11 protein-coding genes and 1 pseudogene are annotated in these 12,966 nt (G+C 63.0%); 1 reads left to right on the forward strand and 11 read right to left on the reverse strand.

Annotation, left to right across the window (positions count from 1 at the left end):
• Window positions 1-70: 70 nt before the first annotated feature.
• The 8 genes and pseudogenes from NKJ12_RS31265 to NKJ12_RS31300 form a co-directional block, all read right to left on the reverse strand.
• Complete coding sequence (locus NKJ12_RS31265) at window positions 71-394, reverse strand: DUF736 domain-containing protein (RefSeq protein WP_352693587.1); 324 nt, start codon at window positions 392-394, stop codon at window positions 71-73.
• Between the two features lie 301 nt (window positions 395-695).
• On the reverse strand, window positions 696-962 hold the full coding sequence (locus tag NKJ12_RS31270) for a hypothetical protein (protein ID WP_352707514.1): 267 nt from the start codon (window positions 960-962) through the stop codon (window positions 696-698).
• A 144-nt stretch (window positions 963-1,106) separates the two neighbouring features.
• Entirely contained in the window at window positions 1,107-1,640 is a 534-nt protein-coding gene (locus NKJ12_RS31275) for a hypothetical protein (RefSeq protein ID WP_352707516.1), read from the reverse strand.
• A gap of 291 nt (window positions 1,641-1,931) precedes the next feature.
• Window positions 1,932-2,351, reverse strand: coding sequence for a hypothetical protein (locus NKJ12_RS31280; protein WP_352707520.1), 420 nt, complete (start codon window positions 2,349-2,351; stop codon window positions 1,932-1,934).
• Window positions 2,341-2,601 carry a type II toxin-antitoxin system prevent-host-death family antitoxin gene (locus tag NKJ12_RS31285; RefSeq protein ID WP_352707522.1) on the reverse strand — a complete coding sequence of 87 codons (261 nt, stop codon included), beginning with the start codon at window positions 2,599-2,601 and terminating at the stop codon, window positions 2,341-2,343. Before NKJ12_RS31285 ends, NKJ12_RS31280 begins: the two co-directional genes overlap by 11 nt.
• Before the next feature lie 63 nt (window positions 2,602-2,664).
• Entirely contained in the window at window positions 2,665-3,606 is a 942-nt protein-coding gene (locus NKJ12_RS31290) for a DUF2493 domain-containing protein (protein ID WP_352707524.1), read from the reverse strand.
• A gap of 248 nt (window positions 3,607-3,854) precedes the next feature.
• A complete protein-coding gene (locus tag NKJ12_RS31295; protein WP_352707526.1) occupies window positions 3,855-4,898 on the reverse strand; it encodes a DUF7146 domain-containing protein in 1,044 nt (347 codons plus the stop codon).
• Window positions 4,899-4,910: 12 nt separating this feature from the next.
• A pseudogene (locus NKJ12_RS31300) lies at window positions 4,911-6,728 on the reverse strand (strawberry notch C-terminal domain-containing protein); the annotation flags it as partial.
• Between the two features lie 205 nt (window positions 6,729-6,933).
• Between NKJ12_RS31300 and NKJ12_RS31305 the strand changes: the two are divergent.
• On the forward strand, window positions 6,934-9,414 hold the full coding sequence (locus NKJ12_RS31305; RefSeq protein WP_352707529.1) for a TOTE conflict system archaeo-eukaryotic primase domain-containing protein: 2,481 nt from the start codon (window positions 6,934-6,936) through the stop codon (window positions 9,412-9,414).
• 37 nt (window positions 9,415-9,451) lie between these two features.
• On the opposite strand, the gene NKJ12_RS31310 is transcribed toward NKJ12_RS31305, so the two are convergent.
• Genes NKJ12_RS31310 through NKJ12_RS31320 form a run of 3 tightly spaced genes read right to left on the reverse strand, consistent with a single transcriptional unit; the run spans window position 9,452 to window position 12,884 of the window.
• Window positions 9,452-10,456: a tyrosine-type recombinase/integrase gene (locus NKJ12_RS31310; protein ID WP_352707531.1), complete on the reverse strand. Its 1,005-nt coding sequence runs from the start codon at window positions 10,454-10,456 to the stop codon at window positions 9,452-9,454.
• Complete coding sequence (locus NKJ12_RS31315) at window positions 10,453-11,352, reverse strand: tyrosine-type recombinase/integrase (protein ID WP_352707533.1); 900 nt, start codon at window positions 11,350-11,352, stop codon at window positions 10,453-10,455. Before NKJ12_RS31315 ends, NKJ12_RS31310 begins: the two co-directional genes overlap by 4 nt.
• The gene (locus NKJ12_RS31320; protein ID WP_352707535.1) at window positions 11,349-12,884 is read right to left on the reverse strand and encodes a tyrosine-type recombinase/integrase; all 1,536 of its coding nucleotides are present in this window, start codon (window positions 12,882-12,884) and stop codon (window positions 11,349-11,351) included. Before NKJ12_RS31320 ends, NKJ12_RS31315 begins: the two co-directional genes overlap by 4 nt.
• Window positions 12,885-12,966 lie beyond the last annotated feature (82 nt).

The raw sequence follows: 12,966 nt of genomic DNA on the forward strand, positions 1-12,966 counted from the left end.
TTTTTTGCGTTTTTTTTTTTTTTTTTTGGGGGGGGGTTTCGCGGCCCGCTTGCGGGGCCGGCCGCCGATGTCACTGGGGGTTGTTCCAGAGGATGACCTTCTTGTTTTCCTCGCCACCCGGGGCGGGAGCGAGATTGCCGAAGATCACGCCGATCTCGGGGGCTTCCAGCTTGACCGAGAGGTACTCCTCGCCCGAACGTTGGGAGGTGCGGTGCCAGCCGGCTCCGATCTCGAAGCCCGTGCGCTTGTTGACGATCCGGTAGTCCGGCGCGTCCTCGCGCGACTTGTTGGTGTTCGGGATGAGGGTGATCGGGGCATTGACCCGGAGCGTGGCAAAGACGCCTTCCATCGAGCCGTCGGACTTGGTGGTGAGGTTTGCGATCGTGGTGGCCATGGTAGTTCTCCTTCGGTTGCATCGGGACCATTCCCGATGGCGCCAAAGGAGAGGGCCGTCCTGCTGCGGTCATCTCGGCGAAAATTCTGGAAAATTCTATTTGCCGAAAAATAGCGGGCAGGCCCTTCGCCTGTCCGCGGACAAAAACAGAAATCGAATTTTCCAGAATTTTCGCCGAGTGTACCCCCAACGGGGGTTGACCGCACAAAGCAGGCGGTCGTCTACAAAGGCGACATGAAACGGGAATGGCCCCGGATGCGAGCGAAGGAGAAGAACTCAGGCCGCCATCGCTTGGCCGACTCTACGCTGCCGGATCGCTGGAACATGCTGCAGCCTCTCGGGTCATGTCGTCGACATCGCCAACCCATCGAACAGCAGCCCGGCGCGTGAACCGCTTGGCATGTTCGGTATTGCGGCAGAGCGGTTTCGAGATCGGGGCCGGCTGGCAGCGGCCTTCACGCCCCTCGGGGGATGATACCGCGCAGTCAGGTTGGATGATCCGGCAAGCCAGCATGTTGTTCGGCACGCCTGCACCCGCTTCAAAGGCGAGAAGCGTCAAGATGATCATCCGCACAACGCCCCGCGGCTCTGCGCGTGGACCGGTTTCGAAAGGGGCCGGCTCCGTCCGCACATACAAGTGGATTAGGCGGCGAGGAGCCGGATCAACATATCTGATTGAACCCGCCGGGCTGTCAGGGGGACCGCCCGTACATCATCTTGGCAACGCCCGACGCTCGTCCGGCGTCATGCGGGCTTCGGCTTGGCGGCGAATGTCCGGACCGACATGGCGGAGCATGGCGCACCAGTCTTCCACATTGTACGTCGTCGCCATGCTGCCCCTGGCCAGATCGTAAATGACGCACGGCTTGTTCGCGATGGCGAGCCGAAGCACGTTGACGGCCGTCCCGGGTGATGCGCCATCCCAGATCATCATGCCAAAGTCGGCGCGCCGCGCCATCTCCCGGTCTTTGGCAGCGTGGAACCAATACCCGTGAGCGCCTTCAGGAGACGGGACATGGTAGGCAGCCCAGTCGCCCAGATTGTTGCGAGGTTCCTTGCCCGCATGGAAGACCCCGACATGTTCGTAGCCGTAGCCAGCGAGCAGGCCCTGCGCCTCGGCATCGGCCCCAGACGCGTCGCCAATCAGCACGCCGTGCTCGGCAGCGACGATCGCGCCGATGCGAGCGATGGCAGGTTCCGGCAGCTCGAATATCTCGCGTGATCCACCTATGAATATCATCGACATCGTGACTTTCCCTTCTCTCTAGCGCCCCCCGCCCCGCGCCGGCCGCCCTCTCCCTCGCCCCTGCGAGAGGGATCGTCACCCGAAGGCCGAGACGGCAAAGCCGGCTCGGGAAGCGGCGGGACGCCGCGACGAGAGCCCGGCCGGCCGCAGGCCGGCGCGCCCGGACCCTGCCGCTGCCGGAGGCGCTACGCGCATCTGGCTAGTGGCGCTTCGCGCTTGGAGCTAGTGGTCTTTGTCGGCCAGCCAGAGGCTCACGTCCTGGATCGAGCGCATGGCCGCGAAAAGAGAACGTCAATCCAGACGGCTGACGCGGCGGCCCTCGCTGCGCGCTTCGATAAAGGCGCCTGCGATCTTCATCATGAACGCCTTGCTGAAACGACCGAGGGGCTTACCGTCGGATTCGATGTACCAGGAGCGTTCGGCAATATCGTAGTTGTATTCGTCAACCACGATCCAGCAGCGTTTGAGATCGGTCAGACCGGCGCGGCGGCACTCGATAGCGGAGACTTCCAAACCGACCTGATCGCTGGTCGGTGGCTGGGTGGTTATCGCCAGGAGCGCGAGATGGGTCAGGCCATCTCTTGCGCCGCGGACAGCGATGACCACGCAGGTCGGCCGGCTCTTGCGGCCTTCCGTTTCGCCGCGCTCGTGTTGCCATGCCCAAAGATACGGGTAGGAGATCACCTGACCAGGCAGAAATCTACCGCTCATCATCGTATCCTTCCCCGCGCGCCAACCGGTCGATCTCGGCGTCGAAGAGTTCCGCGTGTTCCTCCGGCATCTCGGAGACATGGTATGCGCGGCGGGAATCGCCGCCGATGCGCATCCGTTCGTAGTGCTCGTAACTCATCAGCACGAACCGGGGTTTCCGGTGCTTGGTGAGAATAACGGGTTCGCGGCTGGCAACGTCGGTGACGTCGCCTACCTGCTTGTTGAGATCCCCCGTCGTGAACTGGCGCATGGCTGGACTCCTTGATCAGTCTCCATATTATCCAGATTTTCTGGATTTGCAAGAAAACGGCGCTCACGCGCCGTCCTCCGCGAACCGCCAGACGGGGATGCCGAGCCGACGCGCCTTGTCGGCGAGGTTCTCGGTGATGCCGGAGCCGGGAAAGACGATCAGGCCGTAGGGCACCACCGACAGCAGCTGGTCGTTGCGGCGGAACGGTGCGGCCTTGGCGTGCCGGTTCCAATCCGGCTTGAAGGCGATCTGCGTGACCTTGCGGTTTTCCGCCCAGCAGGCGGCGATGCGCTCGGCCCCGCGCGGGCTGCCCCCGTGGAGCAGGACCATGTCGGGATGCTTCTCGCGGGCCTTGTCGAGCGCATCCCAGATCCGGTCGTGATCGTTGCAGTCGAGGCCGCCGGCGAAGGCGATCTTGGTCCCGGCAGGCACCAGCACCTCGGTTTCGGCGTGTCGGCGGGCGGCGAGGAAGTCGCGGCTGTCGATCACCGCCGCGGTCATCGCCTGGTGGCTAACCTTGGAGCCGGTGCGCGGCCGCCAGGCCGATCCGGTCTGCGCCTCGTATAGGTCGGCCGCCTCGTCGCGCATGATTTCGAGCACGTTGCGGCGCTCGATATAGGTGACGCCTTCCGCGGTCAGCCGTTCCAGCTCGACCGACTTTACCTCGGAACCGTCCTGTTCCTGCTGGCTCGAACGCTGCGCCTCCTCATTGCGGTCGAGGTTGCGGGCGACGCGCTCGGCGGCACGGTGGAAGACGTTTGCGAAGGACCAGAGCAGGTCGTCGAGATCGGGTTCGAGCCTGGTGTCGCCGAGCATGCCGGCGAAGGTCTCGACGATTCCGGCAAGGCCAGCCCGGATCACCTCGTCGTCGGGAAGTGGCCGAGGATCAGGTTCGTCCTGATGCGGGCGATGGCCGTACATCTGCAGTTCGAGGATGACGCGATCGGTCGGCGAGGAGGCGTGGTAGGGCTCATAGCCGTCGTCGAAAGGAAGCTCGTAGGTCATGGCGTGTCTCGGTCGGTTGTGGCCGCGCCCTTCGCGGCCTGACAGCGCATCCCGGCCGCGCCCCGGGCGCGGCCGCACCGAAGGCCGGAGCGCGAGCGGAGGACGGCGCAGCCGTTGCGGCCGTGACCGGGGGGTGGCAGGGGTCGCCTCTCGGGCAGGCCGCGGGCGTGGCCTCTCCGGCGGACCGCCGCCATGCCTTGCAAGGCTTCCGCTGACGCCGCCCCTGCCCGCCTCCCGGCTCGGGTCGCTCATCCGGGCGACAGGAAGAGACAGGCATCCTCGGGGACGAGCTGATCGCTGAGCCATGCCGCGAGACGGCCGGGGCCGAGATGGCGCAGATCGTCGTTAAAATCGCCGAGCTGGGGCCGCAACACCAGGGCGAGGATCCCTGACTCGCCTGCGCGCTGGCTGAGACGCTCGATGCCGTGCCGGCCGGCGGCGTCGGCATCGGCTGCGATGTAGAGGCGACGGCAGCCAGGCGGCAAGGTCAGGCCAGCGAGGTGATTGGCCGAGGTGGCGGCGGCAACCGTCAGCGCCGGCATCACCACCTTAAGCGAAGCCATCGTCTCGAACCCCTCGCCGGCGGCCATGACCGGGACGGGCGCACCGGGTTCAAGGCCGAGCCAGATGCCGTTGCCCAGCAGGTGACCAAGCGAGCGGCGTGGATCCGCGAGTTGCGCCTTGCCCTGACCCGAAGGATCAAGCCAGGTGCGCTGCAGGCCGGTGATCTGCCTGTCGAGGCTGGTGACAGCGGCAATGAGCGCAGGCAGGGTCTGCGTCTCGCCCGTAACGAGATCCCTGTAGTAGCAGCCGGGATGGAAACGCAGGGCACGCTCACGCGTGGAGAGCAGAATGCCGCGACCGGCAAGGTATCGTTCGGCCAACGTGCCGGCGATCGGCTGCGACATGGCGAACAGACGACGCGCGGCCTCAGGGGAGCCGCGTTTCGCGGCTGGCTGGCGCTGCGCGCCAGGGAGCTGGGGCGGTGGCAGCGGCATGGAGAGGAAGCGGCGTGCTTCATCCGCGACTTCGCGGAAGTCGACCAGACAACAGCTTTCGCGGATGACATCGAGCAGATCGCCAAATTCGGAGGTCGCCTCATCGACCCACTTACCCGCAGGGCCCTTGGTAGTGGTCTTGAGCCGAACATGCATGGAGCGGCCGGTCGTGTTGCGGACATCGCCGACCATCCAGTAATTGCCGTAGCGATGGCCGTTGGAGAGATATTCTCGGCACACCGCCTCGGCATGATCGCCAAGGCGGCGTGCCAGCTCGGAGGCCGAGCCGGTCATGATCGCCTCCCCTCAAGCCGCTGCCGTACGGTCGGTGACCCCAACCAGCGTATGGCGGTCGAGGAGCGCGGCGAGGATGCCGGACCCTTGCGCGGTCGTCGGGATGAACAGCCGCAGCTTCCAGGAGATGATCTCGGAGATCAGCCCCAGCGCCTTCAGCCGGGGGACCATCGCGTCGGTGAAGCCGATCAATTCGACACGGTAGTCGTTCATGACGCGGCTGCGGCGCAGAATCAGGCCATCGGCGAGTTGCAGTCCGACTCTGCCTTCCACGAGCTCGGTCCAGGCATCTCCCGGCGCGAGCTTGGGGACATCGTCGAGACCGAGATTGCGGAACATGGTCGCGACAAGCGTCGGCGCGATGTGACGGCCGATGATGCGTTCTCCGGCATCGGTCTGGATCCGGTAAACCTGACAATCATGGTCCGGCAGCCGCCGCCAGATCGGCAGCAGCAAACCCGTCACGATGTGAAAGGTGCTGGTGGTGAACTCCGGGACGGCGGTGACTTCTGCCTGCCACAGCTCGCAGAACAGTTTTCGATCGGTCGGCTGCCAGTTGGTTTCAGCAAGAGCGTCGAGACCGAAGCGCACCTCGTCCGTCGGCCGCAGCAAGCGCACGCGGTGCTCTATCGCGCCGTCGTCGAGCATCACGCTCGCCGTCGGCAGTCGGATCGCCGCACGGCTCGACCGCGTGTTGACCAACAGAATCGCTTGCGGCTCGGTCCGGGCGATCGCCAGCGCATCAACCAGGCCGAGCGGCCGCATACGGTCCTTGCGCGCGACGGTCAGGACATGTGACTGCGCGCCCGAGACCGGGTGCGAGTAGACGGTGCGGCGATCGGTGACGACGATGCTTTCCGCCGTGATGGTCTCCAGACCTTTGTCATAGGAGCCGGCGGCAATGGCGCCTTCTATTTTTCCCGCCATCAGTTGCTCGAACACCTCGAACAGCAGATTCTGGGTTTCGATGCGCAACGCCAGCAGGCGATTGAGCCAGGTCGTGATTGGCGGCAGTTCGTCGCGCAGCCCGCCCTCGTCAGTCGTCAGCGACAGGCCGGTCACGGTCTCGAAGGTGATGAGCGAGCAGCCTTCGATCCTGCCCTGATGCAGCAGCATGTAGAATTGGCAAAGTGCGGCCCGCGCGTAGGGGCTTTCGAGATTGTCCTCGGCACGGAACAGCCCTGCGCCGCCAGTCTGGCGCTGGCCGCGCGTGATCGCGCCCAGCGTGTCGAGCCGCCTGGCGATCGTCGACAGGAAGCGCTTGCCGGCCTTCACATTGGCGGCCATGGGCCGGAACAGCGGCGGTTGCTTCTGATTTGTACGGTGGGTCCGTCCCAAACCCTGGATGGCGTTGTCGGCGCGCCAGCCGGCTTCGAGCAGATAGTGCTTGCGCAGCCTCTGGTTCCTGACCCCGAGATCGGCGTGATAGGAGCGGCCGGTGCCGCCGGCATCCGAAAAGATCAGCACGCGCTTTTCGTCGTCCATAAAACTCTGGGTCTCGGCGAGATTGGCCAAGGCGGCACGGTTCTCGACAGAGAGCCGGTCGATGCCGTCGCGGCCGATCTTCCTGACGATGCGGCGCGAGCGGCCGGTCACCTCGGCGACCGTGTCGGTACCGAAATGGTGGATGATCTGGTCGAGTGCGGAGCCGACCGGCGGCAGCGAGGCAAGCCGCTCGATCATCTCGTCACGCCGGCGAACCGCTTCCCGGCACTGGACGGGATTGCCGTCCGCGTCATGGGACGGCCGCGAATAGACATTGCCTTCGGCGTCCGAATATTCTTCGAACAGCTGGGTCGGGAAGGAGTGCGTCAAGTATCCACCGACATAATATGCCGCGTCCGCGTTATGCAGAGCACGGCGGGTCAAGTCTTTGATCTGCTTTTTCATTTACTCATCTCCACTTGGCATAATCATGATGCCTCTGCTCTCAACAGCAGAAGGACATCCCCCATGAGCCCGCCTCCAACTCTCCGCTCGGCGGCCAAGCCGAAGAGCGGGCGGGATCTGCTTACGCCGATCCCTTTCGCGCTTTATGCTGGATGGAGCGGAGAGAGTTGGGTGGAAATCACAGGTGGAAGAAAAGAGCGACATAAAGGCGGAGTTGGCGCGGGTTCGAGCGCGTCTGGCCGATCTGGCTGCCGAACGGCAGCAGCTTCAGCGCGAGATGGCGGCACTGGAGGCTCGCCTTGCCGCAGAGCACGCGCCAGCTGTGAAACAGCCTTCCTTCGAGAACGCCCCCGTCACGAATGGCTCACCGTCGCATGAAAAGGTCCATCTGTTCCGAAACCTGTTCACCGGTCGACCTGACGTTTTTCCAGTGCGATGGGAAAACAGAAAGACTGGTCGATCAGGATACTCACCTGCTTGTGCCAATGAATGGGTGAAGGGCATCTGCGGCAAGCCGAAGGTCAAATGCGGCGAATGCCTGCATCAGGCGTTCATCCCGCCTGATGAAAGTATCATGGAAAAACACCTGCGGGGCGGCGATGGCCGGGGCACGGATTTTATCGCCGGTGTCTATCCGTTGCTGCCTGGAGATACATGCTGGTTCCTGGCGGCGGATTTTGACAAGGCATCCTGGGCCGAGGATGCGAGTGCGCTGCTCGAAACCTGCCGGATGAAGGGAGTACCCGCAGGCCTGGAGCGGTCGAGATCGGGTAACGGAGGGCATATCTGGATCTTCTTCTCCGAGTTGATCTCCGCCCGTTTGGCGCGCCAGCTCGGATCGGTCCTGATCACGGAAACGATGGAAAGGAGGCCGGAAATCGGCTTCGCCTCGTATGACCGGCTGTTTCCGAACCAGGATACCATGCCGCTTGGTGGCTTTGGCAACCTGATCGCCTTGCCCCTCCAGAATACTGCGCGCAAGGCTGGCAACAGCGTCTTTGTGGATGCGGATATGCGGCCATATGACGATCAGTGGGCCTATTTGTCTTCTCTGCCGAGAATATCGGGGACGGCGGTGACCGACCTAGTCGAAGCGGCCGAGCTTTCGGGACGGGTGCTTGGCGTGCGCATGCCGGTGGATGACGAGCAGGCGGATGAACCTTGGAAGATGTCTCCGTCACGCCGCAGTTCGCCGCATCGTCTTGATGTGCCTATCTCGCAGATGATCAAGGTGACGGTCGCGGACCAGATCTATATCGACAGATCAGGGCTGCCTCCAGCCATGATCGCTCAGTTGGTGCGGCTGGCCGCGTTCCAGAACCCGGAGTTCTATCGCGCGCAGGCGATACGGCTGCCGACATTCGGAAAGCCGCGGATTGTGTCGTGCGCCGAGTTGCATCCCCGGCACGTCGCTCTGCCGCGCGGGTGCTTCGACGAGTTGGTCGGGTTCCTGGCCGAACACGATGCAACCGTCGATCTGGTGGATTTGCGTGAAGACGGAAAGACCTTACCGGAGACGGTGCGCTTCCAAGGCGAACTTCGCCAGCAGCAATCACAGGCATTCGATGCCCTGATCGCGCACGATACCGGCGTACTCGCCGCCACGACCGCATTCGGCAAGACGGTTGTCGCCTCGGCGCTGATCGCACATCGTGCCCGCAATACGCTTGTGTTGGTCCACCGCCGGGAATTGCTCAGCCAGTGGATCGAACGGCTTGGGTCGTTTTTGCAGATCGATCCAAAGCAGATCGGCACCATCGGTGCCGGAAAGCGCAAACCTACCGGCTTGGTCGACGTGGCGCTGATTCAGAGTCTGGTTCGCAAAGGCGAAGTTGACGACGTCGTTGCCGATTACGGTCACCTCGTTGTCGATGAATGCCATCACCTGTCGGCCATGAGCTTTGAGCTTGTCGCACGCAGGTCGAAGGCGCGCTATGTCACCGGTTTGTCGGCTACCGTCGCCCGAAAGGATGGACATCATCCGATCATCTTCATGCAATGCGGCCCGGTGCGCCATCAGGTAAGCGCCAAATCTCAGGCCGCCGAAAGCGGCCTACGCCATCGTGCTCGTGAGCGCCACACGAGTTTCCGATTGCCGGAGGTCCTCGCCATGGCCGAGCGCCCGTCCATGCCGGCGATCTATGCCGCTCTTGCGGAAGATAGGCCCCGAAACGATCTGATCTTCGATGATGTGCTGAAATCGCTTGAGGCCAAACGTTCGCCGATCGTGCTGACCGAGCGGAAGGATCATCTCGAGTATCTTCAGCAGCGATTCTCGGGGTTCGCCAAGAACATCGTCGTGCTCCGTGGCGGCATGTCCACCAAAGAGCGAAAGGCCGCGCAGGCCGCATTGACCGTTGCCGACGATGAGGAACGGCTGATCCTCGCGACAGGGCGCTATATCGGCGAAGGCTTCGATGATGCCCGGCTTGATACCCTGTTCCTGACAATGCCAATCGCCTGGAAAGGCACCTTGGCGCAATATGTGGGCAGGTTGCACCGACGGCATGACGAAAAAAAGGACGTGCTTGTGGTCGACTACGTGGACAGTTCGGTTCCGGTCCTTGCCAGGATGGCCGCCAAGCGACGAACAGGCTATCGGGCGCTCGGCTATGTGATGGAATAGCGTCCCGCAGAACGCGGGACGCCAATTTGCCGAGCGGTCAGGAACGCTGTGTGGCGACGGCTAAGATCTGCATCAGTTTGTCCGAGGGTTCCCGGAACTTGCCGGGTTTGATCAACGGGGCACGATGCGCGTCGAGAAGCGCGAGCTTCTCGGTCGGATCGGCGCGCAGATACATCTCGGTAGTCTGGATGCTGGCATGGCCGAGCCACAGCGCCACCTTGCGAACGTCTCCGGTTGCCTGGAGTGTGTGCATGGCGCAGCTATGTCGAAGGACATGCGGCGTGACGCTTTTACCGATAATCGAAGACACCATTTTGCCGGCTTTGGCGACGTGCAGTTGGAGCCTGTACGCGAAACCATCGCGGCTCATCCGCTTTCCATCCCGGCTCAGGAATAGTTCTGGACCCTGGCCACCTGGTCGAACGGCCAGCCATGCACGCAATGCGGCCTGCGTTTCTTTCCAGAGCGGCAGGATACGTTCGCGACGCCCCTTGCCGAGGACGCGAACGCTGGAAAGCGACCTGTCGGGAAAGTCATCCATCCGCATCGCCAACAGTTCGGATGCCCGAAGACCAGCCGCATAGGCCAAATGAAGCATCGCGCGGTCACGTAGGCCACCTCGCGTGCGAATATCGGGCGCCGCAAGCAGCGCTCGGATCTCTTCCCGTGTCAGGTAGTCAATGAGCCGGGTGTCCGTTCGTTTGACCGGCAGCGCGCGGATCATCATGGCCTGTTCGAGGCAGGCCGGTTGCCGATGTTCGACGAAGCGAAAAAACGCCTTGATCGCCGAGAGCCGTGCATTGCGAGAACGGGCGGTATTGTCCCGCCCTTCCTCCACATGCTCCAGAAATGCTCTCACCAGCCCGACGTCGAGATCCTCGATCATAAGGGCGGAGGGCTGTCGTTTAAGACGCGTGGCGGCAAAACGCAGCAAGAGCGTGAATGCATGCGCGTAGCTGGCGATTGTATGCGGGCTTGCACCACGTTCGTGCGGCAGGTGGTTCTGCAGGAATGCCGACAGGTCAGGAGCGAGCGGCGTCATGCTGCACCTCCGACAAAAGCGCCCTCGGTTGCGGAAGCGATGGTGCGTAACAGCACAGGTGTCGCCTCGAGATCCCAGTAGGTGTTGGCAACCTCGGCATGGCCGAGATAGGTGCTCAGTGCACGCATGTGCCGCAGAATGGCTTGCGGATCATTCCCGCAGGCTTCCAGAGACCGCACTGCGAAGGTGTGGCGCAGATCGTGCAGACGGGGACCCGGCCCCTTGGGGTTGCGGTACCCAAGCTGCCTGACAATCCGGACGAAGACCACATGAGCTCTGGTCTTGGTTGGTGCATGACCGTGACCCAGCACAAAGAGTTCGTCGCTTGCGCCACCAAACTCACGTCGGGCAGCAAGGTAGCGTTGAAGCGCGGCCCGGGTCGAAGCGTGCAATGGAACGAGGCGGCTTTTGCCGAATTTACCGCTGCGAACCATGAGGCCGTCATCCGTCAGATCATCGAAGCGGAGGGAAAGCGCTTCCGAGATGCGGAGCCCTGTCGAGGCAAGCAGCCCGAACAAATGGTGATACGTAAGCGGGCTGATAGGAGCCAGGCCCGGTACGTTCAGGGCCTCCGCCATGATGCCTGCGATCTGCTCGGGCATCAAAATGTACGGAGTTGGTCGCCGCCGTCTGCCGCGCCCCATCAGCCCGGCAGTTGGCACTTCATGCCGTGGGTCTTCGCCGTGCAGAAACTCGGCAAAGGCGCGTGCGCGGCCAAAACGGATACGGGCGGCGTTAGGCGTACCCGCTTCACGGACCCACTCGGCGGTTATGATGGTGGCGTCTCGCTCGCTGGCGAGGGTAGCGAACTGGCTCAGTACCCGTTCCTGGGCCTCGAACTTCTTGCCGAGAGCGCGGTGCAACTGGATATAGCGATCGACGTGTTGTTGGATCATGACGCTGCTCCCGGCCAGGCCTGGGCAACGGCTGCCAGCATCGATACATCCACCTTCGCGTAGATCGCCGTCGTGTCCGGAGAGGCGTGCCGGAGGGCGATGCCGATCTGATCAAGATCGGCGCCGCCGCGCAGCCAGGCGGACGCCAGTGAGTGACGGAACACATGGGATCCTGTCGGCAGATGGGAAAATCCACCACGCTTCAGGATGCGGGCGACGATGCCGGCGATCTCGGCCGAAGAACGCAACGGCGTAAACGGCGCCTGTGCTCGCAGAAATACCCGTTCCGTCGGGGCGACGGGCCGTGCATCCTCGATGTAGGCGAGAAGTGCATCGCCCGCATCCTGGGGCAGCGGCAGCATCGTCCCGCGACGACTTTTGCTGTGCAACCGTAGTCGGCCGGCCCGCCAGTCGATATCGGAAAGACGTAGCTGCCACACGTCTCCCGCCCGCAGCGCCATTCGCGCGAGCAGGAGGAGGATGGCGCGGTCTCGGATATCGACCGATGTCGTCGTGCCAGAGGACGCAATGATATCTTCAATCATTGCAGCCGGCATGACGTGCGGAACGCTCGATAGCCTTCGTCGCACCGCGGGGGGCACTGCGTGCAGCAGATGTGGGGCGCAAAGACCCTGACTGACGGTGAAGCGCAGAAGCGCACGCAGCACGGTCACTGTCATACGGATCGAAGAACGCGTTCGTTCCGGACCCTGATCCAGAACGATCGAGCGGATTGTCGCTGCATCATAGTGAGCCGGGTCCTTGCCGAGAATATCGATCCAGCGTCCGGCTTCTTGTCGATAGCGCCGGATCGTCTCCTCAGTTGTCCCACGTTCGCGGCGCAGCCATCGAGTGAACCCGTCCAGTCGCGGATCGATGTCCAGAGTATTGGGCAACGCAGAGGGATCGATCACACCTTGGTCACGCAGGAAACTGATGAAGTGGCGAGCACCGCGGCGGCGATCCCTGGTTCCCGAGCCAGCTACCCGTCGGCCGCGCTTGGTTCGGATGCCGCACCGGCAATCGTGCAGAGCAAACCGTTCAATGGTGACGTCGGTGATCTCATTCGCGGGAATACGCGCCTGCAAGATCCACTCGGCGAAATGCCGAGCCTGACTTAACCGGCCAGCATAGGTCACCTTGCTGTAGCCAGCGGCTCTAAGCCCGGCAGCGAACTCTGGCAGGTATTTGTCCAGTCGTTCGACACCGGTCGGAACGGCCACAATCCCGGCATCCTCCAGATACCGAAGAAACCGGCGAACGTCGGTGATGTAGACCGGATCACGCAACTGGCGGGATCTATAGCGCCTGCAACGACAGCGATGCCGCGCGAAACGATCAACCGCGGCCGCATCGAGATCCTTGTAGGCGATATCGTGGGCACTTGCCCACTTCAGAAAATGTCGCGCCGCGCTCAGGGCACCTGCCGAGAGCTTGAGATGCTGCGCCAGATAGCCCTGGACGAGAGCACGATCGTCGAGAACGGCGGCGCGTGGGTCACTGCCGGAGCGAGAGTTGGGGTGGGAAGCCATGAGAAGCTATGCGGGGGAGCGGCGAGGTGGCACCATCGTCGTACGATCAACCCGAAGGATAGACTATCATGTCCAAAGTCGA

The sequence above is a fragment of the Mesorhizobium sp. M0195 genome (assembly GCF_040322115.1).
Classification (GTDB): domain Bacteria; phylum Pseudomonadota; class Alphaproteobacteria; order Rhizobiales; family Rhizobiaceae; genus Mesorhizobium.